The following is a 15,151-nucleotide window of genomic DNA, read 5'->3' as shown; positions in this document are numbered from 1 at the left end:
AGTGGATGCGCGTGGCCCGGCAGCGCCGAGGTGCGAACGCTGAGCTTCCGCCGGCCCGCCGTCCAGGCTAGACGATGCGTCAACTGTGACTGTGACTGTGACTGTGACTGTGACTGCGGCCGCGAGCTCGCTGGCGCTGTGGGCGGAGTGCGCTTAGCCTCGCAGCATGGCTGCAGACCACAAGACCCTCGCCGACGCGGGTGAGCGGGACCCCGCCCATGGCTGGGCTGTGTCGGCGCTCAGGGCGAGCTGGCCCGCGCTCGACGAGCGGCGCCTGCGCGGATGGAGCCTTGGCTTCTCCGAGGGGTTCACGAGGCGGGCGAACAGCGTGTGGATGCTCGGTGAGGTGGGTGACGAAAGCGATGTCAGGGCGGCCATCGGCACCGTCGAGGAGGCCTACCGCGTGCGTGGGCTGCCGAGCCGCTTCCTCACGACGGATTCGAGCGACCCGAGCGAGGTCGCCGCGTTGAAGGCCTTCGGGTACCTATCGTCGCTGTCCGGTCGGATCCTGATGCGGGCGCTCGACGCTCCTCCTGCTGCTGCTCCTGGAGCCGAGGCTGCGGGCGCGAGCGTGCCGGACGACGTCGTCGCCCCAGGCGTAGCAGTGCTCTCGACGACGGCCCGGGATGTCCCGTCCGAGTGGCTCGACGCGTGGCTGGAGTGGAACGGCCGGCGCCTGGCACGTGATCGGCGCGTGGCCCCGCGCATCCTGGCGGCGAACGAGGCGGTTTTCCTCGAGGTGCGGGTCGAGGGCAGGCTGGTGGCGCTTGCTCGCGTGGCGGTGACCGATGGCACGGGTGTCATCGACTGCCTGGCGACCGAGAGCAGCAGCCAAGGGCGCGGCTACGGTCGTCTGCTGCTCGAACGTGCGGCGGGTGAGGCGGCCGCGCGGGGAGCTGCGTCCTGCCTTGCGATGGTCGTCGACAGCAACGCAGTCTCTCTTCGTCTCTTCGAGCGGGCTGGCTTCCGTCAGCTCGGGGCGTTCCGCTACCTGGAAGCACCGGAGCGAGTCAGCTGCTGCTGAACTCGTCCGGTCTCGCGTCCTCGTTTCAGGGCCTTGGACTAGGTTTCTCGAAAAGCAGAGGACACCGGGAGCAGCCATGCGAGAACTTGTGTACTACGTCGCAACCAGCATCGACGGATTCATTGCAGACCCCGATGGCGGCTTCGAGGCGTTTCCCATGGAGGGCGACCACATGGCCGCTCTCCTCGCCGAGTACGCGGACACGTTGCCGGCGCACGTGCTCGCGGCCGTCGGCGCCAGCGCGCCCGGGACGAGGTTCGACACCGTCATCATGGGCTGGAACACGCTGCTGCCAGCCCTCGAGGCTGGCATCAAGAGCCCGTACCCGCACCTCAGGCAGTTCGTCGCGAGCCGCAGGAGAAAGTCAGTTGCGGACGATGTCACGCTGACCGGAGATCCGCTGAAGACGGTGCAGGAGCTGAAGCTGGAGCAAGGGCTCCCCATCTGGCTGTGCGGCGGTGGCGAACTCGCCGGCGTGCTGAGAAACGAGATCGACCGGCTCATCCTGAAGCGGAATCCGGTGGTCTTCGGGGCCGGTGTTCCGCTCTTCGGCCGGGCCGACTACCTGCCGTTGCCCTTCACGCTGGTCGGGACGCGGCGCTTCCAGTCCGGCGTCACGATCGAGGAGTACGTCCGCCTCGACGCGACAGCGCGCGACGAAGCCGACGCACCGCGGGCAGCCGGCGCGAACGAGCAGTGCAGTTAGCTCGCGATCTCCTGGTAGGCCGCGAAGAGCAGGCTCTCGTCAGGCGCCTGCATGATCGTCGGACGCCCGAGGCCGTCGAGGACCACAAAGCGAAGCATGGCGCCTCGTGACTTCTTGTCGCGGCGCATGGTGGCGAGCAGGGTCTTCCAGCGTCCCGCCGGGTAGCTCGTGGGCAGGCCGAGAAGCTCGAGGATCGCCTTGTGGCGGTCAGCCGTCGCGTCATCGAGCCGTCCGGACAGGCGAGCGAGCTCGGCGACAAACGCCATGCCGATGGAAATCGCCGCGCCGTGGCGCCATTGGTAGCGCTCAGCGTTCTCGATCGCGTGCCCGAGGGTGTGCCCGTAGTTGAGGATCTCCCGAAGCCCCTGCTCGGTGAAGTCCTCGCCGACGACCCTCGCCTTCACACGGATCGCGAGCTCGAGGACGCGCAGGAACTCTGGGGTGGTCGGATCCGTCGCGAGCTCGGGGTCGCGCTCGATGATGTCGAGGATCTCGGGCTCGGCGATGAAACCGGCCTTCACCACCTCGGCGAAGCCCGCAAGGAGCTCGTTCCTCGGGAGGCCGGCCAGGATCTCCGGGTCGATGACGACACCTGCCGGCGGGTGGAATGAGCCGACGAGGTTCTTGCCCTCGTTGGTGTTGAGCCCGGTCTTCCCGCCGATGGCGGCATCGACCATCGCGAGCACGGTAGTCGGCATGTGCACGACCTTGACGCCGCGCAGCCACGTGGCTGCGATGAAGCCGCCGATGTCGCTCGTCGCTCCCCCGCCGATCGTGATGACGGCGTCAGAGCGCGTGAAGTCGGCCTGGCCGAGGATCTGCCAGCAGAAGGCGGCCACCTCGATGCGCTTCGCACCCTCAGCATCCGGGATCTCGGCGATGAGGACCTGGTTGTACTCGCTGACGAGCTGCTCGCGAACGCGCTCAGCCACATTGGCGAGGTGCGGCGCGTGCACGATGAGGACCTTGGCGACGCCGTCGCCCAAGAGGGGTGGAATCACGGACGCGGCGTCGCTGAACTGGCCGGCCCCGATGATGATGTCGCCGTGGGCGCCGGGAACCTCGATGATCTCAGGCAACGTCGCTTGGTCCTTCCTTGGTGAGCTGGTCCAACCACTCCGCGATGTCTTCGACAACGCGGACCATGGGCCGGAATGAAGTGTCGAAGCTTGCATCCGCGAGACGCTCGTAGGTTTCGCGGCGCGCTTCGTAGATTTTCGTCCAGCTCTCGATGCCCGTGATGAGCGGGCGCTTCGAGTTGCCGGTGATGCGTTCCGTGATGGCGGCTGGGGTGGCAGTCAGCAGCACGACGGTGTGAGCGTCGAGTCGCGCCTGCGTCTCCGAGTCCATGACCGCGCCTCCCCCGAGGGAGAGCACCTCGGTCGTCTCCAGGTGCTCGGCGATGACCTCGCGCTCGAGGCGCCTGAACTCGGCTTCTCCGTGCTTGGCGAAGATCTCGGGGATCGCGCCGTGCCGATCGACGATGACCTTGTCCGTGTCCGCGTAGCTGGCTCCGAGGACCTTCGCGAGGCGACGCCCCGCCCTCGACTTACCAGCGGCCGGCGGGCCGATGAGGACGACGCTCATACGCGCCACTCGCTGAGCGAGTCCCCCATCGGGGTCTCGTCGACTGGCCCGGCCTGCAGCGCCGACTCGGAGACGGACTCGCTCGAGGTCCGCAGCAGCGGCGGAATGCTCGCGAGGTAACTCTCGATGTTCCGCTTCGTCTCAGCAACCGAGTCGCCGCCGAACTTCTCCAGGATGGAATCGGCGATCGTGAGGGCCACCATCGCCTCGACGACCACACCGGATGCAGGCACGGCGCAGACGTCTGAGCGCTGGTGGTGTGCTGCCGCGTCCTGGCCCGTCGCGACGTCGACCGTGTGCAGCGCCTTGGGCACCGTCGCGATCGGCTTCATCCCGGCACGCACGCGGAGAACCGTGCCCGTCGCCATGCCACCCTCGATGCCGCCAGCGCGGTCGCTCGAGCGCACGATCGAACCGTCGCGAACGTAGAGGGGGTCGTGCGCCGCGGTGCCGGGGCGCCGCGTCGTCTCGAAGCCGTCGCCGACCTCCACACCCTTGATGGCCTGGACGCTCATGAGCGCCTTCGCGAGCCGGGCGTCGAGCCGACGGTCCCAGTGGACGTACGAGCCGATTCCCGGCGGCAGGCCCCAGACCAGCACTTCGGTCACTCCCCCGAGCGTATCGCCGCTCTTGCGGACCTCGTCGATGAGCGCGACAGCTGCCGCTGAGGTCTCCTCGTCGAAGACGCGAACCGGGTCGGCGTCGATCGCGGCGAGGTCGCCGTAGCTCGGCAGCGGCGCATCCTCGGGGACACGCACGGTGCCGATCGCAAGGGTGTGGCTCAGCGTCGTGATGCCCAGTTCGGACAGGAATCGCTTCGCGATGGCCCCGAGCGCGACTCGTGCCGCGGTCTCACGGGCGCTTGCTCGCTCCAGCACGGGGCGAGCTTCGTCGAAGCCGTGCTTCTGCATGCCGATGAGATCGGCGTGTCCTGGGCGTGGGCGGGTCAATTTCGCACCGCGGCCGGTGTCGAAGACAGCGGCATCGACGGGTTCGGGGCTCATGACCTCGACCCACTTCGGCCATTCGGTGTTGCCGATGCGGATGCCGATGGGCGAGCCCATCGTGAAGCCGTGCCTCACTCCAGCGGAGAGCGTGAGCTCATCCTGCTCGAACTTCATGCGAGCGCCACGGCCGTGGCCGAGCTTTCGGCGTGCGAGGTCGGTGCGGAGATCGTCGAGGGAAAGCGGGACACCAGCCGGGAGTCCCTCGAGGATCGCGAGGAGTTCTGGGCCGTGGGATTCCCCGGCCGTGAGCCATCGAAGCATTGGACTATTCTGACACGCGCAGCGCGGCACTCCGCATCGCGGAGCGCACCTCGACCTCTCGCGGCAGCGGTTCCGACTCGCCTCGGCCGGTGAAGAGCCTCACTTGCAGGAGCGCCTGAGCAAGCAGCAGCTCGAGTCCCGACACGACTCGCCCTCCCGCCGACTGCCAACGGGCAGCGAGTTTCGTCGGCCACGGGTCGTAGAGCACGTCGAAGAGCACAGCCCCCTGCACCCAGGACTTGTCCACCCTCAGGTGGTCGCGGTCACCGGGAACCGTGTTCACAACCAGCTCGGCCGCCTTGGCACTGGCCGGCCTGGCGTCGAACTGCGCGAAGGTCATGACCTCGACCTGCAGGCCAAGCGATGACGCGAGCTCAGCCAGGGCCTGCGCGCGCGGCGGGGAGCGGACGACGAGCGAAAGCGCCTCCGTCCGGAGCGAAGGAAGTGCAGCGACCACGGCGGCGGCCGTCCCACCCGCACCGAGCAGCCGCACCCGCCTGGCGCTCTCGATGCCCGCCTCGCTGAGCGCGGCGATGAACCCCGTCACGTCGGTGTTCCAACCCCGGGCCGGCGCCGCCGGGTCGGTCGTGTCGAAGACCAGCGTGTTGACGGCACCGATCTCGGCTGCCGCTGGAGCGAGCGTGGACGCGTAGGCGCGGGCCTCCTGCTTGAGCGGCATCGTCACGGAGAACCCACGCCAACCTCCACCGCGGTTCGCCATGAAATCCGCGAGCTCGCCTTCAGGTACGTCGAAGCGCTCGTAGCGCCAGTCGAGCCCGAGCACCTCGTAGGCAGCGGCGTGGATCGCTGGCGACTTCGAATGCCCGATCGGCGAGCCGAGGACAGCGAGCCGCGTGCCGGTTCCTCTCCCCAGCCCTGCCTTCGCCTCAGCCATACTCGGGGTGCTCATCCATCCAGGCCAGCCACTTGGCAACGGCGACCTCGTGTTCCTCGAACGTTTCGGAGAAGATCGTCTCCCCCGTGTCGAGGTTCCAGGTCACGAAGTACACCCATGGCCCGTCGGCAGGGTTCACGGCAGCGTCGATCGCGATATCTCCAGGGTTGGAGATGGGGCCCGTGACCATACCCGGATGCACGTAGGTGTTGTAGGCGTTCGCGGCGTCAGCTCGCTCAGCGTCGCTCGTCGAGACGCGGTGCGTGTTTCCCGTGCCGTACGCGACCGTCGCGTCGGACTGCAGGAGCATGCCCATGTCGAGACGGTTGAGGAAGACCCGCGAGACCTTGTAGTAGTCCTCGCGGAGGCCGGCCTCCTTCTGGATGAGCGACGCGAGACGTACCGTGTCCCAACGCGCCTCAGGGGCGACGCCGTGCTCGTCCAGCGACTGGAACATGCGGTCGACAAGGGTCTTGAGCACGGTCGTCGCGTCGACGCCAGGGTCGAAGCTGTACGTGGCAGGGAACAGGAAGCCCTCGAGTGTCGTGGCCTCCGCAGGGAGCCCGAAGTTCGCGGGGATCGCTGCAGCCTCGAGGTCGGCAACGGGAATGCCGATGCCACCTTCGATCAGCGCATAGACATCCTGGAGCGCCGTGCCCTCTGGAATCACCACGGTCGACTCCTGGCGGTTCTCCGGGTCGAGCAGCGACGCGAGTGCCGACTCAGCGCTCATCTCTTCCTGCATGCCGTAGCTGCCTGGGATGAAGACTGGGTCCTCCGGCTGCGCCAGAACTTCGTGGACAAACGCGCCTGAGGTTTTCACGATGCCGACTTCGGCGAGTCGTTCGCCGATCGAGGTTCCTGTGTCCCCCGATTCGATCGTGAACGCGGTTTGTGTGCCGTTCCCGGTGCCCTCGAAGTCGGCAGAAGAGGCGCCTCCCCCGAACAGGCTGCGGAGCTGGGAGCCAAAGCCAAACCAGACGACCGCGGCGCTCACAGCGACGACCACGACGAGGACGAGGATGACCAAGAGGCTCCGTTTGCCCTGCCTGACGGCCGCGGACTCGCGTCTGCGCGTGCCGCCAGACCTGCGCGGGTTGCCGCCGTTGGCATCCGCCTGCGTCGCGATCTCGCCGGAGAACAGGTCCCCGAACGGGTCATCCGGGGTGAAGCGCTTTCGTCCGTCTTGGCTACCTGGGGGCTGGTTGTCCGTCAGAGTCCTGATCCTTTCGGGAGAGGAGCTCACCCGGCGCGCGTCCGGATTGGCGCTCCGCGTCGAGCGAGGTCTGCAAGATGACGACTGCCGCCATCTGGTCGATGATGTGCCGAGATCTGGATGCTTTCCTGCCGACGTCACGCAGCTGCCGACTTGCACTCACCGTCGTCAGACGCTCGTCCACCAACCTGAGTGGCACCGGGGAGTGAGCGGCGATCTGCTCGGCGACCCCCCGCGCGTCTGCGGTGGACGCGGTCTCGGCGCCCGATAGCGAGAGCGGAAGGCCGACGACGATCTCGATCGCGTCGTACTCGGCTACGAGTTCCGCGATGCGCTTCGCGTGCGCATCGCCCTTGGCACCGTCTCGCGGCACCGTCTCGAGCGGCGTCGCGAGCATCCCGTGCGGGTCACTCCTGCTGACGCCGACGCGCGCCTTGCCCACGTCGACGCCGAGGCGCGTGCCGAAGCGGATGTCAGCCATTCGCCAGTTCGGAGCGGATCGCGGCGAGCGCGTCGTCGAGGCGCGCGACGTCGGTGCCGCCGCCCTGGGCGACGTCGGGCTTGCCGCCGCCACCGCCGCCGAGGATCGGGGCCGCGATGCGGACGAGCGCGCCGGCGCCTGCCCCTGCGTCGCGGGCAGCCTGGTTGGTGGCCACGAGCACGATCGGCTTGCCGTTTGACGCTGCGCCGAGCGCGACGACGGCCGGGCGGTCACCCAGCTGCTCGCGCACGGCAAGCGCAAGCGAGCGCAGCTCGTCAGCGCTGCGGACCTCACCGAGGTGCTTCGCGACCAGCACGACGCCACCGGCGGTTGTTGCCTCGGCGGCGATGGCCGGCACACGCTGCATTGCCTCGGCCGCTTCGAGCTCTGCGATGCGCTTCTGCGCAGTTTTGAGGCTGGCGGAGAGGTCCTGAACGCGTTCAGCAAGCTGCTCGCGTGGAGTCTTGAGATTGCTCGTGAGCTGCGAGACGATTGCGCGCTCGACGGCGAAGTCGGCGAACGCATCCCGACCCACGAGCGACTCGATGCGACGGTTGCTCGACCCTACCGAGGACTCGCCGACGAGGTTGACGATGCCGATCTCCGACGATGATCCGACGTGCGTCCCGCCGCACAGCTCGCGAGACCAGGGCCCGCCGATGTCGACCATCCGCACCCTGCTGCCGTACTTCTCGCCGAACAGCGCTCGAGCGCCGAGAGACTTGGCCTCGTCGAGATCCATCTCCCGTGTGGTGACGACGTGGTTCGCGCGGATGGCATCGTTGACGATGCCCTCGAGCTCCGACTTAGTGTCGGTCGTGAGCGCCTGAGTCCAGGAGAAGTCGAGGCGGAGGTAGCCGGCCTTGTTGTAGGAGCCGGACTGGTGGGCGTCTGGCCCGAGCACGTCGCGGAGCGCCGCGTGGAGGAGGTGCGTCGCCGTGTGCGCCTGGTTCGCGCTCCGACGGTACGCCCGGTCGACGATCGTCTCGACGCGGTCACCGACGGCCACCTCCCCAGAGACGATGGAGACGGTGTGGCTCACGAGACCCGCGATGGGCCGCTGGACGTCAACCACGTTAGCGACCAGTCCACGGGACGCCGACGTGATCTGTCCTGAGTCGGCTTCCTGTCCGCCGGACTCCGCGTACAGTGCCGTGCTCGCGAGGATGATCTCGACCTGCTGCCCGACGCCCGCGCTGACGGCTGGCAGCCCGTCGACGATGAGGCCAAGGACCTCGCTCTCGTGAGCGAGGTCGGTGTAGCCGACAAACGTCGTCTCGCCGAGCGAGCGGAACTCGCTGTAGACGGAGACATCGGCCAGGGCGGAGCGCTTCGACTTCGCGTCTGCTTTCGCCCGTGTACGCTGCTCGCTCATGAGGCGCTCGAATGCCTCGCGGTTGACACTGACGCCTGCCTCTTCAGCGATCTCCACTGTCAGGTCGATGGGGAAGCCGAACGTGTCGTGGAGCTTGAACGCTGTCTCGCCCGAGAGGTGCTGCACGCCGCTGGCGCGCGTGTCGGTGACGGCGGTCTCGAGGATGGCGGTGCCTGCCGCAAGCGTGCGGAGGAAGGTCTCCTCTTCGGCGTAGGCGAGGCGGGCGATGCGTGGGAACTCCTCGAGGAGCTCGGGGTAGGCATCCTGCATCGCTTCCTTGGAAGCAGGCAGGAGCTGGGGAAGGCTCGCGCCCTCGAAGCCCAGGAGTCGCATGGCGCGGACCACGCGGCGAAGCAGACGACGCAGGATGTAGCCGCGCCCCTCGTTGCCTGGCTCGACTCGGTCGGCCATGAGCATGAGCGAGGAGCGCACGTGGTCTGCGACAACGCGCATGCGCACGTCGTCCTCGTGGACCGCACCGTATGCCTTGCCCGAGATTTCGGCCGCCTTATCGAGCACGGGGCGCACCTGGTCGATCTCGTACATGTTGTCGACGCCCTGCTTGATGAACGCGATGCGCTCCAGGCCCATGCCGGTGTCGATGTTCTGCTTCGGGAGGTCCGCGACGATCTCGTAGTCGTCCTTCGTCGTGCCCTCGCCACGCTCGTACTGCATGAAGACGAGGTTCCAGATCTCGACGTAGCGGTCGTCGTCGGTCTCGGGCCCTCCGTCCGCGCCGTACTCGGGGCCACGGTCGAAGAAGATCTCCGAGCAGGGGCCCGCTGGGCTGCCGGGGCCACCGGCAGACCAGAAGTTGTCCTTCATCCCGAGCCCTTGGATGCGCGCGTCCGGGAACCCGGTCACCTCGCGCCAGATACCGCGGGCCACGTCATCTTTCTCGTAGACCGTGATCCAGAGGTCCTCCGGCCTGAAGCCGAGGCCGCCGGCGCTTTCTGGAGTCGTGAGCAGCTCCCAGGCGAACTCGATCGCGCCCTGCTTGAAGTAGTCGCCGAAGGAGAAGTTTCCGCACATCTGGAAGAACGTGCCGTGCCTCGGCGTCTTGCCGACCTCTTCGATGTCGTTCGTCCTGATGCATTTCTGGACGCTCACCGCTCGGTCGAACGGGGCGGGGACCACTCCGGTGAAGTACGGGATGAACGGCACCATGCCCGCGATCGTGAACATGATCGTCGGGTCGTCGCTTACCAGGGGCGCTGAAGGAACGACGGTGTGCCCTCGCTGCTCGAAGAAGTCGAGGTAGCGGCGACGGATCTCGGCGGTTTGCATCGTGCTGTGTGGCTCTTTCTCTGGCGGCGAGTGACGAAGATCCCCGCGGGTTGCGCGGAGGCTTGTCGCGCTACTTGATGTCGGCGATGGCTGCCGAGAGGTCCTGCGTGCGGGCGCGGTAGCCCTCACCGACGGCTTCGGTGAACTCGTCGACGCGCCCGTTCACGCCCGCGAAGAACTTGCGGCCGGCCGGCGTGGAGTTGACGAGGTGAGCGAGGGCGAATCCTGCGGCGATACCGCCGATGATGCTGAGTGCTGTGCGCATGGGGTCTCCTAAGACAAGGTGTGCGGGGAGCGGGCTGGTCAGCGAGTGCCGCGCTGCTTCGGCTTCTTGGGCTTCGCCGACGACTTGACCGCCGCTGGGGCGTCGCTCTTGAAGCTGGAGATGCCGGCGCGGACAGCGGCAGAGAAGCCCGCGAGCTTGATGAGCGGGCCGCCGACCGTCGCTGCGGTCAATGCGACGAGGCTCGAGACGTTGCTGGTCGTCTCGGAGACGTGGGTCGTGATGCTGTCGATCTTCGCGAGCTGCTTGTTCGCCTCGAGCACGGTGACCTGGGTCTCGGCGAGCGTCGGCGTGATGGCATCCACGGACTCGCGGATGCCGCTGCGCACCTCGTCGAGGACCCCGCCGAGCTTCAAGAGCGGGACGGCGAGCAGAAGGACGAGGACGAGGAAGACTCCGGCCGCGATGAGGCCGGCGATGTCGCCACCAGACATGGTGCTCCTTAATGAGTTCGGCGAGCTGCCGCACGAGTAGGCGGACGGCTTTGCCGCACGGGTAGACGAGCGGCGCAGCGCCGCAGGACAGACAAAGGGGCGGGTCATCTTGCGATGACCCGCCCCTATGCTAGTTGGCTCAAGCGGCTCGGGTTGCCCCGAACTGCCAGTTCCGGTGAACCGGAGTGCCTGCTTGGCTAGCGAGCAGCGTAGTACTCGACGACGAGCTGAACTTCACACGTCACCGGGACCTCGACGCGCTTCGGGCGACGCACGAGGCGCGCCTGGAGCGTTGCGAGGTCGACATCGAGGTACGCAGGCAGCTTCGGGAGGACGTCCGCGTGGCCACCGGCTGCGGCGACCTGGAAGACCTCGAGGGCCTCCGAGCGCTGCTTGACCTGGATGAGCTGACCCGGCTTCACGCGGAAGCTGGGACGGTCGACGAGCTTGCCGTCGACGAGGATGTGACGGTGCACGACGAGCTGACGTGCCTGAGCCGTGGTGCGGGCGAAGCCCGAACGCAGAACCAGCGCGTCGAGGCGCATCTCGAGCAGCTCGACGAGGTTCTCACCCGTCAGGCCAGCCGCGCGACGCGACTCTTCGAAGACGATGCGAAGCTGCTTCTCGCGGAGCCCGTACTGGGCGCGCAGACGCTGCTTCTCGCGCAGGCGGACGGCGTAGTCGCTGTCGGTCTTGCGACGCGTGCGGCCGTGCTCGCCCGGTGCGTACGGGCGCTTCTCGAGCGCGCGCTCTGCCTTCGGGGTGAGTGCGATGCCGAGTGCGCGGCTGAGGCGCACCTTGCTGCGTGAACGTGAGGTCTTGGACACAATTGCCTTTCGAGCGAAGTTTGGCGCGCGTGAGCGCGCAGAAATGAAGTTGCTCTCCGCCAAGGCTGTGCCCCGGCGTCAAACTTGAGCAGTGTCACGCGTGCGTCGGCTACAGACTGCACGCCTTACTCTCGGACGCGCAGCCGCACGAAACCCCGGGAGGTAGACCGAGAAAGACTAGCACAGTGCCGGATGCGGTCAGGTTCCTGGCTTCGTGATGGCGCGCAGCTTCTCGAGCCGCGCTGCGATCTCTCGTTCCTCGCCGAAACGGGTCGGCGAGTAGTACTCGCGTGAGCTCAGCTCGTCCGGGAGGTACTGCTGCTCCGAGACCCCACGCGCGTCGTCGTGCGGGTACTTGTAGCCCTTGCCATGGCCGAGGCGCTTCGCTCCGGCGTAGTGGGCGTCCCTGAGGTGCTTCGGCACGCGGCCGATGCCGCCGGCCTTGACGTCGGCGATCGCCGCGTTGATACCAGAGTACGCAGCGTTCGACTTCGGGGCCGTCGCAAGGAAAACAGTCGCCTGGGCGAGCGGGATGCGCCCCTCTGGCATGCCGATCAGCTGGACTGCGTCGGCGGCGGCCACCGCCATCTCGAGCCCCCGCGGTTCCGCGAGCCCGATGTCCTCGCTCGCGAGAACGATGAGCCTGCGCGCGATGAAGCGAGGGTCCTCCCCCGCGACGATCATGCGCGCCAGGTAGTGGAGCGCGGCGTCTGGGTCGCTCCCCCGCACCGACTTGATGAAGGCGCTGATGACGTCGTAGTGCTCGTCGCCGTCTCGGTCGTACCGAAGCAGCGCTTGGTCGGAGGCGCTGGAGACGATCTCCGCGTCGATCGTCGTCTGCTCTGACGCGTGCGCGGCGGCGGCTGCCGCTTCGAGGGTTGTGAGCGCTCGGCGGGCATCGCCGGAGGAGAACTGGACGATCGCGCGCTTCGCGTCATCTGCGACCTCGAACGCACCTGAGAGGCCCCGCTTGTCTGAGGCCGCCCGGTCGATGAGCTCGATGAGGTCGGCCTCGTCGAGCGGCTGCAGGGTGAGGAGGAGACTCCTCGACAGGAGCGGGCTGATGACGGAGAAGGACGGGTTCTCCGTCGTCGCGGCGACGAGTGTGACCCAGCCGTTCTCGACTCCGGGAAGGAGCGCGTCCTGCTGCGCCTTCGTGAACCTGTGGATCTCGTCGAGGAAGAGCACGGACTGGATCCCGTAGAGGTCTCGCTGAGTCAGCGCCTCATCCATCACCTGACGAACGTCCTTGACGCCGGCCGAGATCGCCGAGAGCTGCGTGAATCGCTTCCCGGACGTGTGCGCGATCGCTTGAGCGAGGGTCGTCTTCCCTGTCCCCGGCGGGCCCCACAGGATGACAGAGGTGCCGGCCCTCGTGTCCTGCTCAGGGGAAGCGAGCGCTCGGAGGGGCGAGCCGGGGCGCAGCAGGTGCCGCTGCCCGACTACCTCGTCGAGAGATCTCGGGCGCATCCGCACCGCAAGGGGCGCAGTTGTGCCCGCAAGGCTTGGCGCGTCACCGGTCATGAAGCCCGATGTTAGTAAACTCCCCTCTGGTGCCTGCACGGCATGCTGAAGACAAGCGAATGGGGCACAGTGGCAACTTCGGACAAGAACTCCCGCGAACAGCGTCGGCGGACCCGCGAGTATGAGGCGCGTGTCGCCGTCCACGAGCGCGGAGTGCGACGACGGAGCCGGGACAACCGCACCTGGGCGATTGCGCTCGTCATGGTGGCGCTTGTCGTCGGCGCGCTGCAGGTCTTCTACTTCACGGGCGGCCCGGGTGGGGAGACGCCTGTCGCGGAGTCGACGTCGACGCCAGGGGCAACGCCCTCCGGTGAGGTGCCGGACCCCGCCCTCGCCGAGGCTCGCACCTGGACCGGTGAGCTGACCATCAACGAGGACATCGCGCTTGGCATCGAACTCGACGGCGCCGCTGCCCCGCAGGCAGTCGCCAATATGGTCTCCCTCAGCGGCGAGAACTACTTCACGGATACTTCCTGCCACCGCCTGACGACGGAAGGGCTCTTCGTGCTCCAGTGCGGCGACCCGACCGGCACGGGGACCGGTGGGCCCGGCTACAGCTGGGGTCCCATCGAGAACGCCCCTGAGGATGGCGTCTACCCGGCCGGGACCATCGCAATGGCCCGTCAGGGCGGCAACGCTGAGAGCATGGGAAGCCAGTTCTTCATCGTCTACGAGGACACGACGCTGCCAGGCGACGCCGCGGGCGGTTACACCGTCATGGGCAAGGTCACGGACGGTCTCGACCAGCTCATCTCCGGAATTGTGGACGCCGGCGTGGACCCAGCCTCCGGAGCAGGTGACGGGGCCCCGGTCGTTCCCGCCGTCATCACGTCGCTTACCCTGAAGTAGCTCGCTCGATCCGATCTCCAGCGACGGCTCCGCTCCCCCCGTCGCGGAGACTGGACATGCGCTGGTGAAGGAAACCTCCGTAGTGTCCTAGCATGGGGAGTCAGTCGCGCAAGCTGCGCAAACGCCTACCGTGAGGGAATACCCGCCATGTCTGCACTCCCCCAGAATCCATGGGGCCGCGTCGAAGAAGACGGCACCGTGTACGTGATCGAAGAAGGTACTGAGCGCAAGGTCGGCCAGTACCCCGACGGCACGACCGAGGAGGCTCTCGCGTACTTCGTTCGCAAGTTCTCCGACCTCGAGGGTCAGGTGTCCCTGCTCGAACAGCGCGTCAAGAATGGAGCACCGGCTTCCGATATCGCGAAGTCGGCCAAGCACCTCAGCGCCCAGCTGGACGGTGCAAACGCCGTCGGCGACCTGGCAGCGCTTCGCACTCGACTCGAGGCCCTCGGGGGCACCGTCAGCGAGCTGACGGAGCAGCAGCGCGAGGCGCAGCAGGAAGAGATCGCTGGAGCCCTCCAGGAGCGAGAGGCGATCGTCGTCGAAGCCGAGCGGCTCGCCGCTCAGCCGCCGGCCTCCATCCAGTGGAAGCAGACGACGGCAAGCATCGACGAGCTCTTCACGAAGTGGAAGACGCACCAGCAGGACGGACCCCGTCTGCCGAAGGCGGAGGCGAACGCCCTCTGGAAGCGCTTCCGCGGTGCACGCAGCACGCTCGAGCGTGAGCGTCGTGCCTTCTTCGCCGAGCTCGACGCCAGCCACAAGACGGCGCGCGACGCGAAGACCAAGATTCTTGAACGCGCCGAAGCGCTTGCCTCGCGCGGTGCAGACGGCGTCGCCGACTACCGCCGCCTGCTCGATGAGTGGAAGGCAGCAGGCCGCGCCGGTCGCAAGTACGACGACGCCCTCTGGAACCAGTTCAAGGCCGCCGGAGACGTGCTCTTCCAGGCCAAGGGCGAGGTTGACGCCGCAGACAACGAAGAGTACGCCGCGAACTACGAGGTGAAGGCCGCTCTGCTCGAGGAGGCGACACCCATCCTGCAGATCACGGACCGCCGAGCCGCCCGCGAGAAGCTTGCCGACATCCAGCGCCGCTGGGACGAGGTTGGCCGCGTTCCTCGTGAGAACTTCAAGGCTACCGAGGACCGCCTGCGCGCGATCGAGCAGCACGTGCGCAAGCTGGACGACGACCACTGGCAGAAGTCCAACCCTGAGCGCCTGGCGCGCAGCCAGGGTATGCACAGCCAGCTCACCGAGGCGATCGAGAAGCTCGAAGCCGAGCGCGCCGATGCCGAGGCGCGCGGCGACAAGCGGGCCGTGAAGGAAGCAGAAGAGGCGCTCGAGGCGCGCCGAGTCTGGCTCGGCGCCATCGGCAGCTGAGTCCCGACAGCACTC

15 protein-coding genes are annotated in these 15,151 nt (G+C 67.5%); 4 read left to right on the top strand and 11 right to left on the bottom strand.

Annotation, left to right across the window (positions count from 1 at the left end):
* Positions 1-166 precede the first annotated feature (166 nt).
* Both C5B85_RS03580 and C5B85_RS03575 read left to right on the top strand, forming a co-directional pair.
* Positions 167-1,024, top strand: coding sequence for an N-acetyltransferase (locus C5B85_RS03580; RefSeq protein WP_104284646.1), 858 nt, complete (start codon positions 167-169; stop codon positions 1,022-1,024).
* A 76-nt stretch (positions 1,025-1,100) separates the two neighbouring features.
* Complete coding sequence (locus tag C5B85_RS03575) at positions 1,101-1,730, top strand: dihydrofolate reductase family protein (protein ID WP_104284645.1); 630 nt, start codon at positions 1,101-1,103, stop codon at positions 1,728-1,730.
* On the opposite strand, the gene aroB is transcribed toward C5B85_RS03575, so the two are convergent.
* The 11 genes from aroB to C5B85_RS03520 form a co-directional block, all read right to left on the bottom strand.
* On the bottom strand, positions 1,727-2,809 hold the full coding sequence (gene aroB / locus C5B85_RS03570) for a 3-dehydroquinate synthase (protein ID WP_258070559.1): 1,083 nt from the start codon (positions 2,807-2,809) through the stop codon (positions 1,727-1,729). The two genes, C5B85_RS03575 and aroB, sit on opposite strands and share 4 nt — an antisense overlap.
* Complete coding sequence (locus C5B85_RS03565; RefSeq protein ID WP_104284643.1) at positions 2,802-3,317, bottom strand: shikimate kinase; 516 nt, start codon at positions 3,315-3,317, stop codon at positions 2,802-2,804. Before C5B85_RS03565 ends, aroB begins: the two co-directional genes overlap by 8 nt.
* A complete protein-coding gene (gene aroC / locus C5B85_RS03560) occupies positions 3,314-4,585 on the bottom strand; it encodes a chorismate synthase (RefSeq protein ID WP_104284642.1) in 1,272 nt (423 codons plus the stop codon). The genes C5B85_RS03565 and aroC overlap by 4 nt, the downstream gene beginning before the upstream one ends.
* 4 nt (positions 4,586-4,589) lie before the next feature.
* Complete coding sequence (locus tag C5B85_RS03555; RefSeq protein WP_104284641.1) at positions 4,590-5,495, bottom strand: shikimate dehydrogenase; 906 nt, start codon at positions 5,493-5,495, stop codon at positions 4,590-4,592.
* Entirely contained in the window at positions 5,473-6,726 is a 1,254-nt protein-coding gene (mltG, locus tag C5B85_RS03550; RefSeq protein WP_104284640.1) for an endolytic transglycosylase MltG, read from the bottom strand. Before mltG ends, C5B85_RS03555 begins: the two co-directional genes overlap by 23 nt.
* Entirely contained in the window at positions 6,671-7,168 is a 498-nt protein-coding gene (gene ruvX, locus C5B85_RS03545; protein WP_181064271.1) for a Holliday junction resolvase RuvX, read from the bottom strand. The genes mltG and ruvX overlap by 56 nt, the downstream gene beginning before the upstream one ends.
* Position 7,169: 1 nt before the next feature.
* The gene (gene alaS, locus C5B85_RS03540; protein ID WP_104284638.1) at positions 7,170-9,839 is read right to left on the bottom strand and encodes an alanine--tRNA ligase; all 2,670 of its coding nucleotides are present in this window, start codon (positions 9,837-9,839) and stop codon (positions 7,170-7,172) included.
* A gap of 70 nt (positions 9,840-9,909) precedes the next feature.
* Positions 9,910-10,104, bottom strand: coding sequence for a Na+ dependent nucleoside transporter N-terminal domain-containing protein (locus C5B85_RS03535; RefSeq protein ID WP_104284637.1), 195 nt, complete (start codon positions 10,102-10,104; stop codon positions 9,910-9,912).
* 38 nt (positions 10,105-10,142) lie between these two features.
* Positions 10,143-10,556 carry a DUF948 domain-containing protein gene (locus C5B85_RS03530; protein WP_104284636.1) on the bottom strand — a complete coding sequence of 138 codons (414 nt, stop codon included), beginning with the start codon at positions 10,554-10,556 and terminating at the stop codon, positions 10,143-10,145.
* Between the two features lie 197 nt (positions 10,557-10,753).
* The gene (gene rpsD / locus C5B85_RS03525) at positions 10,754-11,383 is read right to left on the bottom strand and encodes a 30S ribosomal protein S4 (RefSeq protein WP_068484404.1); all 630 of its coding nucleotides are present in this window, start codon (positions 11,381-11,383) and stop codon (positions 10,754-10,756) included.
* Positions 11,384-11,581: 198 nt separating this feature from the next.
* On the bottom strand, positions 11,582-12,907 hold the full coding sequence (locus C5B85_RS03520; RefSeq protein WP_104284635.1) for a replication-associated recombination protein A: 1,326 nt from the start codon (positions 12,905-12,907) through the stop codon (positions 11,582-11,584).
* A gap of 69 nt (positions 12,908-12,976) precedes the next feature.
* Here C5B85_RS03520 and C5B85_RS03515 point away from each other — a divergent pair, with 69 nt between their 5' ends.
* Together C5B85_RS03515 and C5B85_RS03510 are read left to right on the top strand one after the other, a co-directional pair.
* Positions 12,977-13,756 (top strand): peptidylprolyl isomerase, encoded by a 780-nt coding sequence (locus C5B85_RS03515; protein WP_258070558.1) that lies wholly within the window; start codon positions 12,977-12,979, stop codon positions 13,754-13,756.
* Between the two features lie 147 nt (positions 13,757-13,903).
* Entirely contained in the window at positions 13,904-15,136 is a 1,233-nt protein-coding gene (locus tag C5B85_RS03510; RefSeq protein ID WP_104284633.1) for a DUF349 domain-containing protein, read from the top strand.
* Positions 15,137-15,151: the final 15 nt, after the last annotated feature.

The organism is Pseudoclavibacter sp. AY1F1 (assembly GCF_002931075.1).
Taxonomy (GTDB): domain Bacteria; phylum Actinomycetota; class Actinomycetes; order Actinomycetales; family Microbacteriaceae; genus Pseudoclavibacter.
Note: the sequence above shows the minus strand (reverse complement) of the source record. Positions and strands in the feature narration are given on the sequence as shown.

Bases quoted from the DNA above. Each gene is read 5' to 3' on its own strand.
- C5B85_RS03575 (WP_104284645.1), top strand. From the start codon at position 1,101: ATGCGAGAACTTGTGTACTACGTCGCAACCAGCATCGACGGATTCATT.
- C5B85_RS03555 (WP_104284641.1), bottom strand. From the start codon at position 5,495: ATGAGCACCCCGAGTATGGCTGAGGCGAAGGCAGGGCTGGGGAGAGGA.
- C5B85_RS03510 (WP_104284633.1), top strand. From the start codon at position 13,904: ATGTCTGCACTCCCCCAGAATCCATGGGGCCGCGTCGAAGAAGACGGC.
- aroC (WP_104284642.1), bottom strand. From the start codon at position 4,585: ATGCTTCGATGGCTCACGGCCGGGGAATCCCACGGCCCAGAACTCCTC.
- C5B85_RS03530 (WP_104284636.1), bottom strand. From the start codon at position 10,556: ATGTCTGGTGGCGACATCGCCGGCCTCATCGCGGCCGGAGTCTTCCTC.
- C5B85_RS03580 (WP_104284646.1), top strand. From the start codon at position 167: ATGGCTGCAGACCACAAGACCCTCGCCGACGCGGGTGAGCGGGACCCC.
- C5B85_RS03565 (WP_104284643.1), bottom strand. From the start codon at position 3,317: ATGAGCGTCGTCCTCATCGGCCCGCCGGCCGCTGGTAAGTCGAGGGCG.
- C5B85_RS03535 (WP_104284637.1), bottom strand. From the start codon at position 10,104: ATGCGCACAGCACTCAGCATCATCGGCGGTATCGCCGCAGGATTCGCC.
- alaS (WP_104284638.1), bottom strand. From the start codon at position 9,839: ATGCAAACCGCCGAGATCCGTCGCCGCTACCTCGACTTCTTCGAGCAG.
- C5B85_RS03520 (WP_104284635.1), bottom strand. From the start codon at position 12,907: ATGACCGGTGACGCGCCAAGCCTTGCGGGCACAACTGCGCCCCTTGCG.